This window comes from Cupriavidus sp. 05L310, assembly GCF_056398185.1.
In genome coordinates, this window is the sequence record NZ_JBFTOX010000036.1 from 48380 (window position 1) to 67373 (window position 18994).

At 67.6% G+C, this 18994-nt stretch carries 18 protein-coding genes; 4 read left to right on the plus strand and 14 right to left on the minus strand.

Translation table 11 applies throughout. The features are described 5' to 3' along the window. Nucleotides 1-19: 19 nt before the first annotated feature. Entirely contained in the window at nt 20-925 is a 906-nt protein-coding gene (locus AC1DS6_RS24995) for a LysR family transcriptional regulator (RefSeq protein WP_035860810.1), read from the minus strand. Between the two features lie 95 nt (nt 926-1020). Between AC1DS6_RS24995 and AC1DS6_RS25000 the strand changes: the two genes are divergently transcribed. Next, complete coding sequence (locus AC1DS6_RS25000; RefSeq protein ID WP_035860807.1) at nt 1021-2043, plus strand: bile acid:sodium symporter family protein; 1023 nt, start codon at nt 1021-1023, stop codon at nt 2041-2043. A 73-nt stretch (nt 2044-2116) separates the two neighbouring features. Here the strand turns inward: AC1DS6_RS25000 and AC1DS6_RS25005 are convergent, their stop codons facing one another. Together AC1DS6_RS25005 and tsaE are read right to left on the minus strand one after the other, a co-directional pair. After that, nucleotides 2117-3616: an N-acetylmuramoyl-L-alanine amidase gene (locus AC1DS6_RS25005; RefSeq protein ID WP_441637403.1), complete on the minus strand. Its 1500-nt coding sequence runs from the start codon at nt 3614-3616 to the stop codon at nt 2117-2119. Continuing rightward, nucleotides 3610-4122, minus strand: a complete 513-nt coding sequence (tsaE, locus tag AC1DS6_RS25010) for a tRNA (adenosine(37)-N6)-threonylcarbamoyltransferase complex ATPase subunit type 1 TsaE (protein WP_441637405.1) — start codon at nt 4120-4122, stop codon at nt 3610-3612. The genes AC1DS6_RS25005 and tsaE overlap by 7 nt, the downstream gene beginning before the upstream one ends. Before the next feature lie 16 nt (nt 4123-4138). Between tsaE and queG the strand changes: the two genes are divergently transcribed. Then, the gene (queG, locus tag AC1DS6_RS25015; RefSeq protein ID WP_477103371.1) at nt 4139-5362 is read left to right on the plus strand and encodes a tRNA epoxyqueuosine(34) reductase QueG; all 1224 of its coding nucleotides are present in this window, start codon (nt 4139-4141) and stop codon (nt 5360-5362) included. Here queG and AC1DS6_RS25020 read toward each other — a convergent pair. Beyond that, nucleotides 5355-6248, minus strand: a complete 894-nt coding sequence (locus AC1DS6_RS25020) for an AEC family transporter (protein WP_441635249.1) — start codon at nt 6246-6248, stop codon at nt 5355-5357. The genes queG and AC1DS6_RS25020 overlap by 8 nt on opposite strands. Before the next feature lie 123 nt (nt 6249-6371). Here AC1DS6_RS25020 and AC1DS6_RS25025 point away from each other — a divergent pair, with 123 nt between their 5' ends. Beyond that, nucleotides 6372-6998 carry a chalcone isomerase family protein gene (locus AC1DS6_RS25025; RefSeq protein WP_477103372.1) on the plus strand — a complete coding sequence of 209 codons (627 nt, stop codon included), beginning with the start codon at nt 6372-6374 and terminating at the stop codon, nt 6996-6998. Between the two features lie 140 nt (nt 6999-7138). Then, on the plus strand, nt 7139-8107 hold the full coding sequence (locus AC1DS6_RS25030; protein ID WP_477103373.1) for a tripartite tricarboxylate transporter substrate binding protein BugE: 969 nt from the start codon (nt 7139-7141) through the stop codon (nt 8105-8107). 97 nt (nt 8108-8204) lie between these two features. Here the strand turns inward: AC1DS6_RS25030 and AC1DS6_RS25035 are convergent, their stop codons facing one another. The 10 genes from AC1DS6_RS25035 to AC1DS6_RS25080 form a co-directional block, all read right to left on the minus strand. Beyond that, complete coding sequence (locus AC1DS6_RS25035) at nt 8205-9206, minus strand: Bug family tripartite tricarboxylate transporter substrate binding protein (protein ID WP_477103374.1); 1002 nt, start codon at nt 9204-9206, stop codon at nt 8205-8207. 76 nt (nt 9207-9282) lie between these two features. After that, nucleotides 9283-9984, minus strand: a complete 702-nt coding sequence (locus AC1DS6_RS25040; protein WP_477103383.1) for an AroM family protein — start codon at nt 9982-9984, stop codon at nt 9283-9285. Next, complete coding sequence (locus AC1DS6_RS25045; protein ID WP_477103375.1) at nt 9984-10907, minus strand: DUF1177 domain-containing protein; 924 nt, start codon at nt 10905-10907, stop codon at nt 9984-9986. The genes AC1DS6_RS25040 and AC1DS6_RS25045 overlap by 1 nt, the downstream gene beginning before the upstream one ends. 53 nt (nt 10908-10960) lie before the next feature. Further along, the gene (gene pepE, locus AC1DS6_RS25050) at nt 10961-11665 is read right to left on the minus strand and encodes a dipeptidase PepE (protein ID WP_477103376.1); all 705 of its coding nucleotides are present in this window, start codon (nt 11663-11665) and stop codon (nt 10961-10963) included. Between the two features lie 22 nt (nt 11666-11687). Continuing rightward, a complete protein-coding gene (locus tag AC1DS6_RS25055; RefSeq protein WP_477103377.1) occupies nt 11688-12476 on the minus strand; it encodes an IclR family transcriptional regulator in 789 nt (262 codons plus the stop codon). A 172-nt stretch (nt 12477-12648) separates the two neighbouring features. Beyond that, entirely contained in the window at nt 12649-13578 is a 930-nt protein-coding gene (locus AC1DS6_RS25060; RefSeq protein WP_441635263.1) for a carbohydrate kinase family protein, read from the minus strand. Nucleotides 13579-13619: 41 nt separating this feature from the next. Further along, nucleotides 13620-15251 carry a glucose-6-phosphate isomerase gene (gene pgi, locus AC1DS6_RS25065; RefSeq protein WP_477103384.1) on the minus strand — a complete coding sequence of 544 codons (1632 nt, stop codon included), beginning with the start codon at nt 15249-15251 and terminating at the stop codon, nt 13620-13622. Between the two features lie 76 nt (nt 15252-15327). Beyond that, nucleotides 15328-16818, minus strand: coding sequence for a glucose-6-phosphate dehydrogenase (zwf, locus tag AC1DS6_RS25070; RefSeq protein ID WP_441635291.1), 1491 nt, complete (start codon nt 16816-16818; stop codon nt 15328-15330). A 67-nt stretch (nt 16819-16885) separates the two neighbouring features. Then, nucleotides 16886-17863, minus strand: a complete 978-nt coding sequence (locus AC1DS6_RS25075) for an ABC transporter substrate-binding protein (protein WP_441635265.1) — start codon at nt 17861-17863, stop codon at nt 16886-16888. A gap of 39 nt (nt 17864-17902) precedes the next feature. Continuing rightward, a complete protein-coding gene (locus AC1DS6_RS25080) occupies nt 17903-18916 on the minus strand; it encodes an ABC transporter permease subunit (RefSeq protein ID WP_441635267.1) in 1014 nt (337 codons plus the stop codon). Nucleotides 18917-18994: the final 78 nt, after the last annotated feature.

Sequence of the window (18994 nt, forward strand, 5' to 3'; positions counted from 1 at the left end):
GCCTGCCGGCCGCCGATGGCTACGGCATGGCTGGCTCGGCCGGCAGCGGCAGGCTCCGCACCATCTGCCAGACGGCCGCCGCCGATGGCGACAGGGAGCGGTCTTCCCGGCACACCATGACGATGCGGCGTTCCTCGCGCGGCGTCAGCGGCCGCCAGACCAGCGGCGACGCGGCGGGCAGCGGGAGCGAGAACGAGGGCAGCACCGAGGCGCCGATGCCGGCCTCGACCATGCCGAACACGCTGGCCGAATGCCCCAGTTCCTGCACCACGTTGGGCGATATGCCGTGACTGGCGAAGATCCGGTCGATCAGGGGCCGGCTGCCCGAGGCGAAATCGAGCAGCACCAGCGGCATGCCATCGAGCGCCGACCACGGCACGGAATCGGCGTCCGCCAACGGGTGATCGCGCCGGCACACAAAGCAGAACGGATCGGTGGCCAGCGGCGCGATGGTCAGCCCTTCGGGCGCCTGCGGATCGATCAACACGCCGAAATCCACCGCCCCCGCCCGGATCTGCTCCAGGCCGTCGGCCTGCACGTTATCGCGAATGCTGAGGCGGATATCCGGATACTGGCGCGCGCAGGCCGATACATAGAGCGGCATCAGGCGGGCCGAAATCGTGGGCGCACTGGCAATCACGACGCGACCGCGATAGCGCTCGCCAAGTTGCCGCGTTTCTTCCAGCGTGTCGTCCAGCTGGCCAAGCAGGCGTTCGATCGCGGGCGCCAGCGCCTGCCCCGCATCGGTCACCACCACCTCCCGCGTGGTGCGGTCGAGCAACCGTACCCCAAGTGCTTCCTCAAGCTCCGCCACGCCGCGGCTGACCGCGGGCTGGGTCAGGCCGACGGCATCCGCGGCACGGCTGAAACTGCCATGCCCGACCACGGCAAGAAAGACGCGCAACTGGCGCAGGGTGTAATTCATGCGTCTATGAGATGAATGGATACGATAAATGAATTTGCATTCTAGGCTTCGCTAGCGTCCAATACTAGGCGAAACCCTAATCCAACCTTGCAGTCATGTCCGCCATCCTCTCACCCTTCAAGAAAATCTACGACCTGATCGACGGATTCGTATTGATCATGCTCACCGCCATCGGCATCGCGCTGCTGGCACCGGAACTCGGCACCGGCGACGGCCCGCTGCACCTTGGCATGGTGACCAACCTGGGCGTGGCCCTGGTCTTCTTCCTGCACGGCGCCGCCCTCTCGCGCGACAAGCTGGTGGCGGGCGCGCGCCACTGGCGCCTGCATGCCTTCGTGCAGAGCTTCACCTATATCGTCTTCCCGGTGGTCGGGCTGGCGCTGATGTTCGGCCTGCGCAACGCACTGCCCGCCGAACTGCTGCTGGGCGTGTTCTACCTGTGCGCGCTGCCGTCGACTGTTTCCTCCTCGGTGGCGATGACCTCGATGGCGCGCGGCAACGTGCCTGGTGCAATCTTCAATGCCACCATCTCCGGCCTGATCGGCATGGCCGTCACGCCACTGCTGATGGGCCTGGTGATCAGCGCCAGCGGTGCCTCGATGCCGCTGGGCAAGGCGCTGACCGGCGTGGCGCTGCAACTGCTGCTGCCGTTCGCGCTGGGCCAGCTGGCCCGCCCGCTGATCGGCAGCTGGCTTGCCAAGAAGAAGCAGATCACCAGCAAGATCGACCGCGGCGTGATCGTGCTGATCGTCTATTCCTCGTTCTGCGACGCCACGGCCGCCGGCCTGTGGCACAAATACAGCTGGGAAACCATCGGTGCCGTGATGGCGCTCGCCGCCGTGCTGCTGGTGGTGATCCTGGCCACCACCACCTTCACCGCACGCCGCCTCGGATTCTCGGTGGAAGACGAGATCACCGCGGTGTTCTGCGGCTCCAAGAAGAGCCTGGCCAACGGCATCCCGATGGCCAAGATCCTGTTCGCCGGCCACCCGGCGCTGGGCCTGCTGGTGCTGCCGCTGATGGTCTATCACCAGTTGCAGCTGATCGTATGCTCGGTGATCGCCTCGCGCTACGCCAGCCGCGACGCGCTGCCCGAAGGCGCTGCCGCCCGCGCCTGAGTTTCACCGCGTAGCATGGCAAACGGCCGGCATGATTGCCGGCCGTTTTGTTTCTTGCCCCGCCCTTTACCCATTACACCGACGGATTCTTCGACAGCGGCGGATTGCGCGCGAAATAATTGCGGATGCCGCGCAGGATGGCATTGGCCAGTTGCTCCTGATGACTCTCGTCGTTGAGCTTGCGCTCTTCCTCCGGATTGCTGATGAACGCCGTCTCGACCAGGATCGAGGGAATATCCGGCGCCTTCAGCACGGCAAAGCCCGCCTGCTCCACGCTGCCCTTGTGCAGCCGGTTGATGCCGCCGATCTCCGCCAGCACGGCCTTGCCCACCTGCAGGCTGTCGTTGATCTGCGCGGTGGTGGACAGGTCCAGCAGCACGCGCGCCACCTGGGCATCCTTGTTGCCCATGTTGGCGCCGCCGATCAGGTCGGAGGCGTTTTCCTTGTTGGCCATCCAGCGCGCGGCGCTGCTCGATGCGCCGCGCTCGGACAGCGCGAACACCGAGGCGCCCTTGGCTTCCGGCGACAGGAACGCATCGGCATGGATCGACACGAACAGGTCGGCCTGCACCCGGCGCGCCTTCTGCACGCGCACATTGAGCGGCACGAAGAAGTCCGCGTCGCGCGTCATCATGGCGCGCATATTGGGCTGCGCATCGATCTTGGCGCGCAGGCGGTGCGCGATCTGCAGCACCACGTCTTTCTCGCGCGAGCCGGACGCGCCGGTGGCGCCGGGATCCTCGCCGCCATGGCCGGGATCGATCGCCACCGTCAGCAGGCGGCGCATCTTGAAGGGGCGGTCCGCCGGCGGGTTGTTGGCCGGCAGGGACGGAGGCGGATTGTTCTGCGCCAGCGGCGGGATGGATGGCGCAACCGACGGTGCCGGCGGCTTGGGCCGGGTGGCGGCCATCGGCGGCAAGGCGGGCACCGGGTTGCCGCCCTTGTCGTCGAACTTGCGCACCAGCGCGCCGATAACGTCCTCCTCGCTAGTGGCGGGCGCGCCGGACACGCCGTCCGCGCCGGCCGGCGGCTGCGTGGCGGCAAAGCGGCGCTGCTTGTCCTCGGTATCGCGCACCAGCTTCCACAGGGGGTCGGGCGGGTTGACCGGATACAGGTCGAACACGAGGCGGTTGCGGTAGCTGCCGATCGGCGCCAGCGTAAACACCTGCGGCGAGACGTCTTCCTTCAGGTCGAATACCAGCCGCACCACGCGCGGGCGGTTCTGTCCCACGCGCACGGTCTGGATATAGGGGTCGTTGGAGGTGATCTTGGCCACCAGCTCGCGCAGGGTCGGCGACAAATCCAGGCCATCGATGTCCACCACCAGGCGGTCGGGGCCGTGGACCATCTGGTGGACGGCGGCCAGCGGCGCATCGGATTCGATGGTGACGCGGGTGTATTCCTCGGCGGGCCAGACCCGCACCGCGACAATGCCGGCGCCAAAGGCGATCTGCGGTCCGGCCAGTGTCAGCACCACGGTGCCGGCACTCGCCTTGAGGCACTGCGCCAGCCATTTACGGCGGGCCAGCTGGATATCGTCGGGGCGGTCGGTGGCGATTCGCTTGATCAGCATGCGCAAAGCAGGGTAAGTCCAGTCTGAGTATAGGCACTAAGCGTAACGATACGGCGTTCGGCCGCGTCGTCGGCGTCGCTTGTGTCCGATTGGAGCAACAGGTGCAGGTCCGGTTCCCCAAGCAGGCGGCCGGCCTTCTCCGGCCATTCCACCAGGTTAACGGCCGGTTCGGCAAAACAATCGCGAAAACCGGCATCGGCCCATTCCTCCGGATCGGCGAAACGGTACAGGTCGAAGTGATAGGCGGTCAGCGGCGAGCCATCCGCGCGCGTGACCGAGTAGGGCTCGCACAGCGTGTAGGTAGGGCTGCGCACCTTGCCGGCATGGCCGAGCGCGCGCAGGATGGCGCGCGACAGCGTGGTCTTGCCGGCGCCGAGGTCGCCCGAGAGCTGCAGGTGCACGGTCTGCGGCGGCAGCTTGCGCACGGCATCGGCCAGCGCCGCGCCCAGCCGGGCGGTGGCCGCTTCGTCGGGCAGGTTGAGTGTGCGTTGTTGGAGCAGGGGCATTGCGTACAATTCGGGAATGATCGACCGAGCAACCCTGGCGCCAGCCGCCTCGCCCCCTCCTGCCAGCGACTCCGACCCTAGGGGCGAGCCTGGCACCGGGCCGTCCCTTGCACGTCCGGGCACGGACGCCGCGGGGCTGGCGGACCTGGCGCGCTCGATCCGGACCTGGGGCGCGGAGCTTGGCTTCGACGCGGTCAGCATCGCCGAAGTGGATCTCAGCCGGGCTGAGGCAGGATTGATGGCGTGGCTGGCGCAGGGCTACCACGGCGACATGGATTATATGGCGAACCATGGCCTGCGGCGCGCCCGGCCCGCCGAACTGGTGCCCGGCACGGTACGTGCCATCGTGGCGCGCATGCCTTATCTGCCGGCCGCGGGCCCCGACGACTGGCGCGCACACGAACTCGCCCGGCTCGATGACCCCGCCACCGCCGTGATCTCGCTCTATGCGCGGGGCCGCGACTATCACAAGGTGCTGCGCAACCGCCTGCAGCAGCTCGCCAGCCGCATCGAGGCCGCCATCGGACCGTTCGGCTATCGCGTGTTCACCGATTCGGCGCCGGTCATGGAGGTGGCGCTGGCCGCCCAGGGCGGGCTGGGCTGGCGCGGCAAGCACACGCTGCTGCTCGACCGCGACGGCGGCTCGATGTTCTTCCTCGGCGAGATCCTGGTCGATGTGCCCTTCCCGGCCGACGCGCCGGAGCCTGGCCACTGCGGCAATTGCCGCCGCTGCATCGATATCTGCCCGACCCAGGCCATCCTGGAGCCTTACCGGATCGACGCGCGCCGCTGCATCTCCTACCTGACCATCGAGCACAAGGGCGCCATCCCCGAGACGCTGCGCGCGCCGATGGGCAACCGCGTGTATGGCTGCGACGACTGCCAGCTGGCCTGCCCCTGGAACAAGTTCGCCCACCGCGCCACGCTGCCCGACTTTGACGTGCGCAATGGCTTCGACGCGCCCGACATGGCCGAGCTGTTCGGCTGGACCGAGGCGGAATTCAACCAGCGGCTGGAAGGCAGCCCGATCCGCCGCATCGGCCACGAACGCTGGCTACGCAACCTGGCGGTGGGGCTGGGCAACAGCCTGCGCGCGGCAAGTGCCAGCGGCGACGCGGCGCTGGCCGCCCGCATACGCGCCGCGCTGGCGGCGCGCCAGCCCGAGGCCAGCCCGCTGGTGCGCGAGCATATCGACTGGGCGCTGGCGCAGGATCGCGCCGCCGAGGCCCGCGCTAGCTGACCAGGGACAGCCAGAACGGCGTGGTCACGATGGCCAGCACGGTCATGACGGAAATCGTCGCCGCCACCATCGGCCCGTTGCCGCCCATGCGCACGGCCAGGATATAAGCGCTCGACGCGGTCGGCAGCGAGGCGAATAGCACCACGATCTGCGACTGCAACCCGGTCAGCGGCAACATCCGCCCCACCGCCCAGGCAAAGCAAGGCATGGCCAGCAGCTTGACTCCGCTCCACCACGCCACCGGCCCCATCGCGCCCGTGGCGCCGCTCATTTGCAGGCCGGCCCCTACCGTCATCAGCCCCAGCGCGGTCGATGCGGAGCCGAGCCGGTTCAGCGTCATTGCCACCACGTCCGGCGGGTGCAGGCCGATCAGGTTGGTCAGCAGGCCGCCAGCGGTGGCCAGGATCAGCGGGTTGCGCGCCAGTTCGCGCCACAGCCGGGTTTCGCCGTGGCGGGCCAGCGCCCAGACCGCGGCCACATTGCACAGCGGCACCGTGCAGCCCACGATCACCGCCATCATGGCCAGCCCCTCGCTGCCGCCCAGGCGCGCGGCCAACGCCAGCCCGATATACGAATTGAAGCGGAATGCGGTCTGCAGCCCGGAGGCGAAATCCAGCGGTTCGGGCCGCAGCACCCATTTGACGGCATAGCCGCCCACCATGCCGAATGCCGTGGTCAGCAGCGCCAGGCCGAGCATGGCGGAGGTGGAGGAGAAATCGAACTTGGCGCTGTTGGTGGACTGCAGCAGCAGCGCGGGGAACAGCACGAAGTACACCAGGCGCTCCACGCCCGACCAGAAGGCCCGATCGAACGCGGTGTAGCGCACCAGCAGCCAGCCTATCAGGATCAGGCTGAAATCAGGCACCAGCAGGAGAGCAGAAGACATCGTCTCGTTTTATTTATTGTGATGGCCGCCGCGTCACGCCAAGTGCAGACTAGGGCAGATACCAATTGGTATTGTTTCAGAAATCGACGAATATGGCACGTTCCGTCGTACCGTCCAGCTTCCATGTTTTCCCGTCGTACCCCGTCCGTGCGTGCATCGCTGCGCCGCCGCGCCAGCCAGCTGGCGCTCACCCTCTGCGTGGGCTCGGCCCTGGCCATGCCGCCGGGGCACGCGCGCGCCAACGTTGTCGAGGGGATGCGCATCGACGATGCGATCCGGGTCGGCGGCAAGGAACTGCAGCTCAATGGCACCGGGCTGCGCTCGGCGTTCATTCTCAAGGGCTATGTGGCCGCGCTTTACCTGCCGGAAAAGGCGCGCAACGCCACCGTGGTGCTGGGCGGCCACGGTCCCAAGCGCCTGCAGATCCGGCCGCTGCGCGAAGTCGCACCCGATACCTTTATCAAGGCGCTGAACGACGGGCTTCGCGAAAACCACAGCGAGCTCCAGCTGCAGCGGCTATCCGACCGCATGCTCCAGCTCAGGCAGACCATGGAGCAGATGGGCACGGCCCGCAAGGGCGACGTGATCAATTTCGACTTCTCGCCCGATGGCGGCACCATGGTCGCCATCAACGGCACGCCGCGCGGCAAGCCGATCCCGGGCGAGGATTTCTACCAGGCGGTGCTGCGCGTTTTCCTTGGCGACCATCCGGTCGACCGGGAACTCAAGCGCGGACTCCTGGGCGGTTGACCGCCAAGGGCGGCCACTAAGCCCGCCCGCCAGAACTCACGCCGCCGGCCTCGCCGCTCCGCCACCGCGGATGCCTGGCCGGCGTTCTTTACCTAGGGCGGGATATCCCCGCCCGGTCTTTTGACGGGAGACACGATCTCATGCAATCCAGCAAAATCGCACTGGCCCTGGGCCTGGCAGCCGCCGCCACCCTGGCGCAGGCACAAAGCTTCCCGAGCAAGCCGATCCGGCTGATTATCCCGTTCGCGCCCGGCGGCACCACGGATATCGTGGGCCGTGGCGCGGCCGACCAGATGAGCCGCATCCTGGGCCAGCCCGTGGTGGTGGAAAACCGCGCCGGCGGCGGCGGCTCGATCGGCGCCGACGCCATCGCCAAGGCCGCGCCCGACGGCTACACCATCGGCATCTCCACCGTGTCCACCATGGCGGTCAACCCGGCTTGCAATCCCAAGCTGTCGTATGACCCGATCAAGGACTTCAAGCCCATCACCAACCTGGCCAACGTAGCCAACGTGATCGCGGTCAACCCGAATTTCCCGGCCAAGGACTACAAGGAGTTCCTGGCTGCGCTGAAGGCCAATCCGGGCAAGTATTCGTACGCCACATCCGGCACCTGCGCCTTCGGCCACATGCTGGGCGAGCAGTTCAAGGTCTCGACCAAGACCTTCATGGTCCATATCCCCTACCGCGGCGCGGGCCCGGCACTGAACGACGTGCTGGCCGGCCAGGTACCCATCATGGTCGACAACCTGCCCTCCTCGATGCCCTACATCAAGGCCGGCAAGCTGCGCCCGATCGTGGTGGCATGGAACAAGCGGATCGACGCGCTGCCGAACGTGCCGACCTTCGGCGAACTGGGCCTGAAGGAGCCGAACGACCCGGCCTGGTACGGGCTGGTGGCCCCGGCCGGCACGCCTGACGACGTCATCAAGAAGCTCAATGAAGCCGCCGTCAAGGCACTGCAGGACAAGGACTTCCAGCAGCGCCTGCGCGCCGCCGGCGCCGAACCCTCGGGCAACACCCCGGCGGAGCACGCGGCCGAGATCAAGAAGGAATTCGAAAAGATGAAACACCTGGTCAAGGTGCAGAACATCAAGCTGGAGCAGTGATACCGCGCCTGCCGGCATGAACGCCAGGCTTCAGCGCATCGTTGGCCCCCGATACGGGGGCCTTTTTATTTGGCGGGCATTTGCGCCCCGGTGCCGCTTATTCGAGCGTGACGTTGGCGGACTTGATCACCCCCGCCCACATCTTGCGGTCCTGCGCCAGGAAGCTGGCGAAGTGCTCAGGCGTATCGCCCACCGGTTCGGAGCCGAACTCCGCCAGTTTCTTCTTCACCTCCGGCCGCGCCAGCGCTTTCACCAGTTCCTTGTTGAAGCGCTCCACAACCGGCTTTGGCAGGTCCCTGGGGCCGAAAATGCCCTGCCAAGTGGGCATGTCGAAGCCCTTGAGCCCGCTTTCCGCCAGCGTCGGCACGCCGGGCAGCAACGCGGAGCGCGTGCTGCCGGTGACGGCCAGCGCCTTGACCTTGCCAGCCTGGACCAGGCTGGCTGCCGTGGTGATATTGTCCACGGTCATGGCGATATGCCCGCCCATCAGGTCGGTGATGACCGGGGTGGCGCCCTTGTACGGCGCATGGACCATGTCGATCCCGAGCCGGTGCAGCATGGTCTCGGCGATCAGGTGATTGGAGGTGCCGACGCCCGACGTGCCGAAGGTGGCCGACGGGGTCCGCTTCACGTAGGTGACGAAGTCGGCCATGTTCCGCACCGGCAAGGTGGGGGCGACGATCACCACATTGGGTTGCGTGGCGAGCATCACGATGGGCGTGAAATCCTCCACCTTGTAGGGCGTTCCCTTGGGATTGAGCAGATGGCTCACGGCCATCGCGCCGGCGGCACCCATGCCGATGGTGTAGCCATCCGCCGGGGACTTCGCAACCTTGTCGGCGGCGATATTGCCACCGGCGCCGGGCACGTTCTCCACCACCACGGGAACCCCCAGGCTGTCCGACAGCGGCGCCTGCACCAGCCGCGCCAGCAGGTCCGCCGAGCCGCCCGGCGCAAAACCGACCAGCAGCCGTACCGGCCTTGCTGGCTTCCACTCCTGCGCCTGCGCAACCGATACCGTCGATACCGCGGCCATGCCTACGCCCACCGTCAGCAAGCCGCGTAGCAGCGGCCGCATGCGTTTCACCAGCTTTTCCATCTTGAGTCGCGCTCCAGCTATGTCATGGGCAATGGGTAACAGGTCTGCCGGGTTGCCCGCACCCCGGTTAGTCGGCTTATGCCCGCGCGGCATCAGTGCGATCGAGCACCTGCGCCAGCACGGTGGCCACCATGCGGTTCGACAGCAATACCGGTGCCTGCGCATGCCGCGCCACCTCAAGGCGCATCGCCTCGGTGAAGCCCATGCAATGCATGACGATCAGGTCGCAGCCGCGCAGGGCTTCGCCGGCCTGCGCGAAGCGTCCGCTCATGGCATCGAGATAGGGCGAGGCGTGGGTCACGCGCAGCTCGCAAGGCACCGGCTGGATCAGGTGAAAGTCCTTCACCTGCGCTTCCAGCGGCAGCACGATGCCAAGACGCTTGCAACCTGATGCAAGCGCCACGGTGAGGTGATCCACCACCTGCTGGGGCTCCACCACCAGCGTGTTCAGCGGCGGCAGCGCCGTGCCGGTGCATAGCGGCACCAGCACATCGAAGCGGCCGTCGTCCAGCGATTGCAGCAGCCGCGCGAGGCGCGCTTGCGCAACGGGCTTGCCGACCACCGCCTGGCTGCCGTCGCGCATGCGGGTGGCAAAGCGATACTCGCCGGCGCCCGGCGCCATTGCCGCGATGCCGGCGGCGTCCAGCGCGTCGAGAATGCCGAACTCCTCCGCCACCACCGGCATGCGAAGGTCGGCCATCATCTGCGGCACCACATCCACACGCGGCGACTGCCCGATGGTGACGAATCCCACGCGCGGTTCACGGCGGGCCGGCATCATGCTTCACGCCCCACCGTTTGCAGATGCGCCAGCGAGCCGTAGCGGCGCAGCAATTCGGCCCACTCGGCTTCATCGTAGAAGGCGCAGTTGCCAGGGCCGAACAGTTTGGCCACTTCAATGCAGAAGCGCGTGGCCACGTCGAGGTCGAAGGCGTTGGTCACGCCGGTGGCGCAGCCCGGCACCGTGGTCTGCGCGGTCAGCGCCACGCCGATCACGGGCGCGGTGGTGACGATGCCCGGCTGCATGATGGAGTTGACGTGCCAGAGGCCGTTTTCATATGGCGTGATGTCCTGCGTGGTCAGCGGCAGCACGGCCGGCAGTTCGCCGCTGACCCAGCCCATCACGTCCAGCATGCGCTCGGGCAGGCGCAGCAGCCAGCCCTCCTTGGCCACCGGCGTGAGCGCCACGCCGCGGCGGTTGACGAAGCGGTTGCCCCGCGTGGTGTCCACCGACAGGATGGCGGCCATCCCGGCATGCACCTCATGCGACATCATCCTGCGCATTGCGAAAGGCGATTTCATCATCGGCACCGGATGGTGCGGCCGCGTGGCCGCGTGCGGGCAGATATGGGTGTGAATCCGCACCGGCCCGGCCAGCACGTCGCCGGTGGCAGCCATGTCGGCCAGCTTGAGCGCGGCGGCAATCGCAACGATGGCGCCATCCGCATCCGAAACCAGCCCGGTCACGGCCGGGCGCGCACCCACGCCCCCGAGCCGCCCGACCAGGCCAAGCGCCGGCAAGCCGGGGTCCCGGCCTGGCAGCGTGCAGGCGAGGAAATCCGTGTACAGCCCGCCCTCTTCCACGCGCGTGACAGTGACATCGGCCACGCCGCGCGCACGCAGCAGCGCGGCGACCGTCTCGCCGTCGACCGTTGCCGCCGAGAGCAACTCGATCGACTCAATAACCTGCTTCATCGACATCCTGCCTGACCTCCCGCGACTCGCGCGCTCATTTCCAATTGGCCCTGCCCTGCTTACTCTGGAAGCACCAGTGCGCCCGGCGCAACGTCCCAGGTGGACGGCCCCTTGAACCAGCGCGCCTGGTGCGGCCCGCCCATGTCGAACCGCTCGCCGGAAACGCGCAGCCAGTTGCCCTCCGGCAAACCCAGTACGGGCATATGCGGCGCCAGCGTGGTGAACTCCGCCAGGCGCTGGTCGCGCGTTTCCCCGCGGAAACCAGGCACGGTGAGATTGAAGTAGTGCGGATTGATCTGGAACTGCACCAGCCCGAGCGCGTCGAAGCCGCCCGGATAGACCACCGGCATGTCGTTGGTGGTGCAAATGCTCGGGCAAGCCAGATTGGATCCCGCGCTCCAGCCCAGATAGCGGGCGTGCCCGGCGGCAACGCGCGCGGAGATCGCGGCGAGCAGTCCGCGCTCGCGCAGGCATTGCAGCAGGCGGAAGGTATTGCCACCGCCGACCACGATCAGCTCGGCCGTGTCGATGGCGGCAATGGCGGCCCCTGCATCGGCCGCGCGATGCAGCGAGTGCGTGGCCAGGCCCAGCGGCGACAGTGCATCGCGCACGAGGGCTTCGTAGTCGTCCCATTCGCGCGTCACGCCCGCGAAAGGAATGAAGCATGCCTGCCGGCGTCCGCCAGCCAGTTCGGCGATCGCGTCGTGTGCATGGACGAGGTAGCCCTCGTCGCTGCTTGAATTGCTCAGTAACAGTAATTCCATGGGAGTGTGGGGATCTTCTGCGTTATTCATCCGCGAGTGCCGGCGGGTCGCGCCACAGCGGGTCGCCAATGCGCTGGCCGAGGGCAGCTACCGCCTCCACCAGCGCGTCGCGCAATGCCTGCGCCTGCGCCTGGCCGACCTGCATGGCGGTAAAGGACAAGCACAGGCCGCGCAGGTCGCCCGACGCCGGATCGGCAATCGTGGTGGCAACCGCGCCGATGCCCGGCATGCCTTCGTTGATGGCGATCGCGCTGCGCTCCGCGCGCGCGGCCGCCACGCGCTCACGCAATTCCCCCACCGTCGCGGGGCAACCGGCCGGGGCATCCGGCAGCTTCTTGCCGGCCAACTTGCCGTAGCGCTCGCTGAACGCCTCGCCGGACAGGCGCGACAGCAGCACGCGCCCCATCGCCGTGGTGAAGGCGGACCGGCGCGTACCGGGCGGGGACAGCACCTGGACGGGATTGCTGCCGTTCAGGCGCTGCAGCACCACGGTGTCGGTGCCGTCGAGCATGGAAAGGTAGGCGGTAAAACCGGTGGATTCCGAGAGCGCCGCCAGCAGGTCACGGCATTGCTCGTCGAAGGGATGTGCCTGGGTGGCCGCTTGCGCCGCGCGGATCAGCAGTACGCCAGGGCGATAGCGCCGCGTGGCTGGATGCATCTCCAGCAGGCGGTATTTCACCATTTGGGCGAGCAGGCGCGACGCGGAACTCTTGGCCAGGCCGAGTTCGTCGGTGATGTCGTTAAAGACAATCTCGTGCCGGCCCTGTTCGAACAGGCCCAGCACGCTTTCGACGCCTTCAAGAATGCTCATGCGGGATCTTTCCCTTCGGGCCGCACCCGTCACCCGGCGGTGCGGCCGGCTAGAATTTCTGGTTCCGTTTTTTGGAACCTTGGTTCCGTTAAATGGTTGTTCGGAAAAATTCTAGCTGTATTGAAGGAAAGATTCAACAGATGCTGCGCCGTATGGCGCCGTTCCGGCCCCGTCAGGCCGGAACGGCCATCTTGCCCAGCAGCGCCTCGACCTCCGCAACCGTGGGCGAATACGCCCCCGCCCGCGTAGCCGCCACCGCCGCGCTAGCCGCCGCCCATCGCGCCTGCCGCGCCGGTGTCGCCCCGGGATCCAGCAGCAATCCCGCCATCCACCCTCCCATGGCGGCATCGCCGCAGCCCACGGTGTCGACCACATCGACGGCAAACACCGGCTGTTCGCAAACCGCATCTCCATGCAGCAGCGTCATGCCATCGGCGCCGCGCGTCAGCAGCACGCTCGCGCGCGGGGCCAGCGCCCTGAGCGCGGCCAGCGCGGCGTGTTCATCCAGTGCCGGATACAGGCCGCGCAGGTCCTCGTCCGAGACCTTGATGTAGTCCGCCAGGCCGGCGAGATGCGCAAAGACCGCCTGGTACGCCGGCGCGCGCATGGGCATGCGGAAATTGGGGTCGAAGGCGATGCGCTTGCCCGCCGCCGCTGCTTGCGTGGCTTCTTCGCAAAGGCGCGCGGCCAGCGGCTGGCGCGCCAGGCTCAGCGAGCCGAAATGCACCGTGCGCGCGGCCTGGCGCCAGCCCTGCGGCAAACGCGCGGGATCGAAGTAGAGATCGGCGCTGTCGTCGCCCACGAAGAAGTACTGCGGCGGGTGCTGCGCGCCGACAAAAGCCAGCAGCGGCGAGCGTTCGACGCGCTGCAGGAAACGCAGGTCAAGGCCGGCGTCCTCGCTGGCCAGGGCGAGCTGGTCGCCCAGCGCGTCGCAACTGATCGCGCCGGCGAACGCGGTGGGAATGCCCAGCCGCGCGCCCACGCGGGCTACGTTCCAGCATGAGCCGCCGGGCAGGCCGAGCCAGTCCTGACCGCCCTGGTGGACCATATCGGTCAACGCCTCGCCGAAGACGACGTACGCAGGCCATGGTGTCGTTGTCATTGCATCCTCTACTGTGTTGGATAGCGGCCGCGCGCCGCGCCTCAGCCTTGCCACGCCGACGCCGCGGCCAGCGCGCGCCGGATCAGGCCGGCGGTGGAAGCATCGTGGGGCCGCACCGGTCCGCCGTCGAGCTCGCAGGCGATCGGCCCAGCCAGTTGCTTGCCGAGTTCCACGCCCCACTGGTCGAACGAATTGATGTTCCAAAGCACGCCCTGCACGAAGGTGCGGTGCTCCGAGAGCGCAATCAGCGCACCCAGGTGCCAGGGATCGAGCCGCTGCAGCAGCAAGGTATTGCTGGGCCGGTTGCCCTCGAACACCATGTGCGGCACCAGCGCCTCGTCCCGCACGCCCAGCGCCCTGACCTCCTCGGCGGTGCGGCCGCGCAGCAGCGCCTCGCCCTGCGCGAAGCAGTTGGCGAGCAGCTTGCCATGGTGGCCGGGCATCGCGTACGCCGGTTCGAGCGCGGCGATGAAATCCACCGGCATCCAGTGCGAACCCTGGTGCACCATCTGGAAGTAGGCATGCTGGCCGTTGGTGCCGGTGGTGCCCCACACCACGGGCGCAGTGCCTTGCGCGGCGGCGGCGCCGTCGAGCTGCACGGACTTGCCGTTGCTCTCCATCTCAAGCTGCTGCAGGAAGGCCGGCAGCAATTCGAGCGGCTCGCAGTACGGCGCCACGCAGCGGCTGCCGGTGCCCAGGAAGCTGCGATACCAGACATCGAGCAGGCCGAGGATCATCGGCATGTTGCGCGGCGCGCCGGCCTCGGCAAAATGCCGGTCCATGGCGCGGGCGCCGTCAAGCAACTGGCGGAAGCGATCGAAGCCGACCACCAGCGCAATCGACAGGCCCACCGCCGACCACAGCGAGAAGCGCCCGCCCACCCAGTCCCAGAACGGGAACATGTTGACGGGATCGATGCCGAACGCCACCACGGCCTCCCGGTTGGTGGAAACCGCGACGAAATGGCTTGCCAGCTGCGCCTGCGGCACGCCGTGGCGCAGGAACCAGGCGCGCGCGGTCTGCGCGTTGGCCATGGTCTCGAGCGTGGTGAAGGTCTTGGAGCAAACCACCACCAGCGTGCTGGCGGCATCCAGCCGCGCGAGCACCGCGGCGAGATCGCTGCCGTCCACGTTGGCGACGAAATGCATGCGCGGCCCTTCGCTATCCAGGTGCGCGAGCGCGCGGCAGACCATGCGCGGACCCAGGTCCGAGCCACCGATGCCGATATTGACCACATCGGCAATCACGCGGCCATTCCAGCCGCGCCATGTGCCGCCGCGCACCGCGCCGGCGAAGCGTTCCATCTGCGCCAGCACCGCGGCCACGTCGCCGGCCACCGGCACGCCCTGCGCATGGAAACCATCCTCCGGCCACGCGCGCAGCGCCATGTGCAGCGCGGCGCGGCGCTCGGTGGTATTGACCGCTTCGCCGCGGTACATCGCATCGCGCCGCGTGGTTACGCCCGCCTCGCTGGCGAGTTCGAACAACAGCGCCATCGTGGTGTCGGTGACGCGGTTCTTGGCATAGTCCAGCGTCAGGCCGGCCGCCTCGGCCACGAAGCGGGCACCGCGGGCTTCGCCCTGCTCGCCGTCGAACCAGTCGCGCAGGTGGGCATCGCGGATGACTTGGGCATGCGCCTGCAGCCGTTGCCAGGTGGGCAGGTGGTGGGACATATTGGACATCGGTTCAACTCCTGTACTCGCCGCCGCCCTGGCCATGGCAAGGGCGGCGGTATCCCTCAAGCTGACTTCACAGCTCTTCATGCCAGACCGCGCCATCGCGCGAAGGCAGCGCGCTCGACGCGGCCGGCCCCCAGGTGCCCGCGGTGTAGAGCTTGGGCGCGAGATTGCTCTGCGCCCATGCCTGCTGGATGGGCGCGACCCAGCGCCAGGCCTGTGCCTGTTCGTCACGCCGCACGAAGAGCCCGAGACGGCCCCGGATCACGTCAAGCAGCAGGCGCTCGTAAGCCCCGGTCTTGCGCTCATGGCGACCGCCCTGCCCGCGCGGCAACATGCGTTGCAGATCCAGCGTGGCGGGCTGCAGCGCCTGGGTGTCGCCAGGATGCTTGACCAGGAAATGCAGGCGGATGCTTTCCTCCGGCTGCAGCGTGATCACCAGCCGGTTGCCGGGCTCGTGGTCGAGCGGGCGCGGGAACAGGGAATACGGGACGTCGCGGAACTGGATCACGATCTCCGCCACGCGCGACTGCATGCGCTTGCCGGTGCGCAGGTAAAACGGCACGCCGGCCCAGCGCCAGTTGGCGATCTCCGCCTTGATGGCGACGAAGGTTTCGGTCTGGCTGTCGGGCGAGACGGCCGGCTCGTTCACGTAGCCCGGCACCGCATCGCCGCTCGCCGCGCCGCGGCAGTACTGTCCACGTACCACTTTCTCCGCCACCTCGTTCAGCGCGATCGGCTTGAGCGCCTTCAGGATCTTGAGCTTCTCGTCGCGGATGGCGTCCTCGGACAGGCTGGAGGGCGGCTCCATCGCCACCATGCACAGCAGTTGCAGCAGGTGGTTCTGCACCATGTCGCGCAACGCACCGATGCCGTCGTAGAACGCGCCACGCTTTTCCACACCGATTTCCTCGGCGATGGTGATCTGCACATCGCGCACCCATTCGCGCCGCCACAGCGGCTCGAACAGGACATTGCCGAAGCGCATCGCCATCAGGTTCTGCACCGATTCCTTGCCCAGGTAATGATCGATGCGATAGATCTGGTCTTCGGCAAAATGGCGCGCCACCGCGGAGTTGATCGCGTCGGACGAGGCCAGGTCATGACCCAGCGGTTTCTCCAGCACGATACGCACGCCGGCGTGATTAAGCCCCGTGCGGGCCAGATGGTCGCAGATCGGCACGAACAGGTGCGGCCCCGTGGCCAGGTAGAACACCACCACCGGGGCGGCGCGCGCGCGCACCAGTTCGGCCAGGGAATCGAAACCGTCCGGCGCGTTGGCATCCACCTGCAGGTAAAGAATGCGCTCGGCAAACGAGCGCCATGTTTCGTCGGCCGCGGCCGCCGGCAGCGCGGGACGCACCTTGGCCTCCAGCATGGTCAGGTAGGCTTCCTGGCCGAGCGGCTGGCTGCCCAGCGCGAGGATGCGCCCGCGCGGATGCAGCGAGCCCACGCAGTGCGCGTCGAACAGCGCCGGCAGCAGCTTGCGCGTGGCCAGGTCCCCGGTGCCGCCGAACAGCACGAAGTCGAATTCGGGTACTGCGCCTACAGCATTGCTTTGCATCATGTCACCAGTCGGTTGGTTATTCGATTCATCGGTTTGAAGCGGGTTGGCGTGGCCGCTGGCCACGCTAGCGCGGCGCGGACCAGCCCTTGTAGTCGTTCACATTGGCGCGCGTAACCAATGCAGGCGGCAGCAACACGGTGCGGCTTGCGGGCGGCCTGCCGTTCATCAGCCCCACGCCGATCTCCACCGCGGTGCGCGAGATGGCCCAGGGGTCCTGGCTGGCCGAGGCCTCGACCAGGGTGTTGGCCTTGAGCGCGGCCTCGATATCGGGCGCGCCGTCGACCGAGGCGATCAGGATGCCGCGCCGGTTCAACTGGCGCGCGGCCAGGTCGGCGCCGACCGCCTGCGGGTCGTTGATGGTGAACACCGCATCGACCTTGGGGAAACGGGTCAGGTAAAGCTGCATGACGTTCAGCCCGCCCTCGCGCGAGCCCTTGGCATCCTGGTCGTCGGAGAGCACATGGATACCGGGGTGCTTGCCCAGCACGGTCTTGCAGCCCTTCACGCGATCCAGCACCGCGGACACCGGCGGGCCGTTCTGAATGATCAGGTTGCCGCGCCCGCCCAGCCGCTCGGCGAGGAAGCCGCAGGCAAGCTCGCCGGCCTGGGTGTTGTCGGTCTGCACCGTGGCGTCGGCGCCCGCCGCCGCCACGTCCACCGCCACCACCACGATGCCGGCCTTGCGCGCCTTCTTCACCGCCGGTTCGATGGCACGCGCATCGGCCGCGTTGATCAGGATCAGGTCCACCTTGGACACGATGAAACTGTCGATATGCGAGAACTGCTTGTTGAGGTCGTAGTCGGCGGACAGCACCGTGACCTTGACCTCCGGGTTGATCTTCCTGGCCGCGGCTTCGGCGCCGTGCGCCAGCGCGACGAAGTACGGATTACCGAGCGAGCCGAGCGTGACGCCGACCTTCTTCAACGGCTTTTGCGCGGCCGCGGGCGCCGACGCCGGGTCCGGCGCGCCCTGCGCCGCCGCGCCGGTGCACAGTACGCTCATTGCCGCCAGCGTGAGTGCCGCCAGGTAATGCTTGGACATGTCGTGTCTCCAGTAGCCGGTGTGTTCAGCGCAAGCGCATCAGGTACGTGCCGAGCCCTTGCGGCGGTAGCGGTCGAGCGCCACCGCGCCGATGATCACCAGGCCCTTGATGATGTACTGCCAGATATCGGACACGCCCAGCAGCACCAGCCCGTTGGACAGCACCGCGATGATCAGCGCCCCCACCAGCGTACCGACGATCGAGCCGGTGCCGCCGACGAAGCTGGTGCCGCCAAGGATGACCGCCGCGATCGCGTCGAGCTCATACGACTGGCCCAGTTGCAGGCCGTTGGCGGCGTACAGCCGCGAGGCGGACATCACGCCGCCGAGGCCGGACAGCAAACCCGAGACCGCATAGACGAACAGCAGCACGACCCACACCTTGATGCCGGACAGCCGCGCCGCTTCCGCATTGCCGCCCACCGCGTAGATCTGCAGGCCCAGCACGGTACGGCGCAGCACGAACCACGACACCCCCACCACGGCGAAGGCGATGATCACCAGCCAGGGCACGCCCAGCACCTCTGCGTTGCCGATGAAGGCGAAGCCGATATCCGGGTTGTAGATCGTGCTGTCGTTGCCGACCAGCCGCGCCAGCCCGCGCACGGCGGTCAGCGTGCCGAGCGTAACAATGAACGGCGGCAGTTTCATGAAAGCGACCAGGGCCCCGTTGACGATGCCGAACAGCAAGCCGCACAGCAGCGCGGCCGGCACGCTCAGCATGCCTAGCTGCGGCGACAGCGATGCCAGCATCGCCACCACCGCGGAGATCGACAGGATCGACCCCACAGACAGGTCGATGCCGCCAGTCAGGATCACGAAGGTCATGCCCGCGGCCAGCACCATATTGATCGAAGCTTGCTGCGCGATGATCGACAGGTTCTGCCAGCCGGCGAAGTTCTCGGTGAGCACCGTGAAGCCGATGCACAGCAGCACCAGCACCGGCAGCATGCCGAGCGCGCGCAGGCGCTCCTGCGTGGTGATGCGGCCGAGGGACGCCGACGGCGCGGCCGGACCGGAGGAAGGAACGGGACGGGTGATGGATTCGTGCATGGTTGTCTCCTGCGCCGGCGGCTGCGGGGATCTGCAGGGCGGCGTCAATATCTCTTGCGGGTGGCGGAGAGGCTCCGC

What these genes read in the sequence shown, in the direction of transcription:
- AC1DS6_RS24995 (WP_035860810.1), bottom strand. Translation starts at nt 925, where the DNA reads ATGAATTACACCCTGCGCCAGTTGCGCGTCTTTCTTGCCGTGGTCGGG.
- AC1DS6_RS25000 (WP_035860807.1), top strand. Translation starts at nt 1,021, where the DNA reads ATGTCCGCCATCCTCTCACCCTTCAAGAAAATCTACGACCTGATCGAC.
- AC1DS6_RS25005 (WP_441637403.1), bottom strand. Translation starts at nt 3,616, where the DNA reads ATGCTGATCAAGCGAATCGCCACCGACCGCCCCGACGATATCCAGCTG.
- tsaE (WP_441637405.1), bottom strand. Translation starts at nt 4,122, where the DNA reads ATGCCCCTGCTCCAACAACGCACACTCAACCTGCCCGACGAAGCGGCC.
- queG (WP_477103371.1), top strand. Translation starts at nt 4,139, where the DNA reads ATGATCGACCGAGCAACCCTGGCGCCAGCCGCCTCGCCCCCTCCTGCC.
- AC1DS6_RS25020 (WP_441635249.1), bottom strand. Translation starts at nt 6,248, where the DNA reads ATGTCTTCTGCTCTCCTGCTGGTGCCTGATTTCAGCCTGATCCTGATA.
- AC1DS6_RS25025 (WP_477103372.1), top strand. Translation starts at nt 6,372, where the DNA reads ATGTTTTCCCGTCGTACCCCGTCCGTGCGTGCATCGCTGCGCCGCCGC.
- AC1DS6_RS25030 (WP_477103373.1), top strand. Translation starts at nt 7,139, where the DNA reads ATGCAATCCAGCAAAATCGCACTGGCCCTGGGCCTGGCAGCCGCCGCC.
- AC1DS6_RS25035 (WP_477103374.1), bottom strand. Translation starts at nt 9,206, where the DNA reads ATGGAAAAGCTGGTGAAACGCATGCGGCCGCTGCTACGCGGCTTGCTG.
- AC1DS6_RS25040 (WP_477103383.1), bottom strand. Translation starts at nt 9,984, where the DNA reads ATGCCGGCCCGCCGTGAACCGCGCGTGGGATTCGTCACCATCGGGCAG.
- AC1DS6_RS25045 (WP_477103375.1), bottom strand. Translation starts at nt 10,907, where the DNA reads ATGTCGATGAAGCAGGTTATTGAGTCGATCGAGTTGCTCTCGGCGGCA.
- pepE (WP_477103376.1), bottom strand. Translation starts at nt 11,665, where the DNA reads ATGGAATTACTGTTACTGAGCAATTCAAGCAGCGACGAGGGCTACCTC.
- AC1DS6_RS25055 (WP_477103377.1), bottom strand. Translation starts at nt 12,476, where the DNA reads ATGAGCATTCTTGAAGGCGTCGAAAGCGTGCTGGGCCTGTTCGAACAG.
- AC1DS6_RS25060 (WP_441635263.1), bottom strand. Translation starts at nt 13,578, where the DNA reads ATGACAACGACACCATGGCCTGCGTACGTCGTCTTCGGCGAGGCGTTG.
- pgi (WP_477103384.1), bottom strand. Translation starts at nt 15,251, where the DNA reads ATGTCCCACCACCTGCCCACCTGGCAACGGCTGCAGGCGCATGCCCAA.
- zwf (WP_441635291.1), bottom strand. Translation starts at nt 16,818, where the DNA reads ATGCAAAGCAATGCTGTAGGCGCAGTACCCGAATTCGACTTCGTGCTG.
- AC1DS6_RS25075 (WP_441635265.1), bottom strand. Translation starts at nt 17,863, where the DNA reads ATGTCCAAGCATTACCTGGCGGCACTCACGCTGGCGGCAATGAGCGTA.
- AC1DS6_RS25080 (WP_441635267.1), bottom strand. Translation starts at nt 18,916, where the DNA reads ATGCACGAATCCATCACCCGTCCCGTTCCTTCCTCCGGTCCGGCCGCG.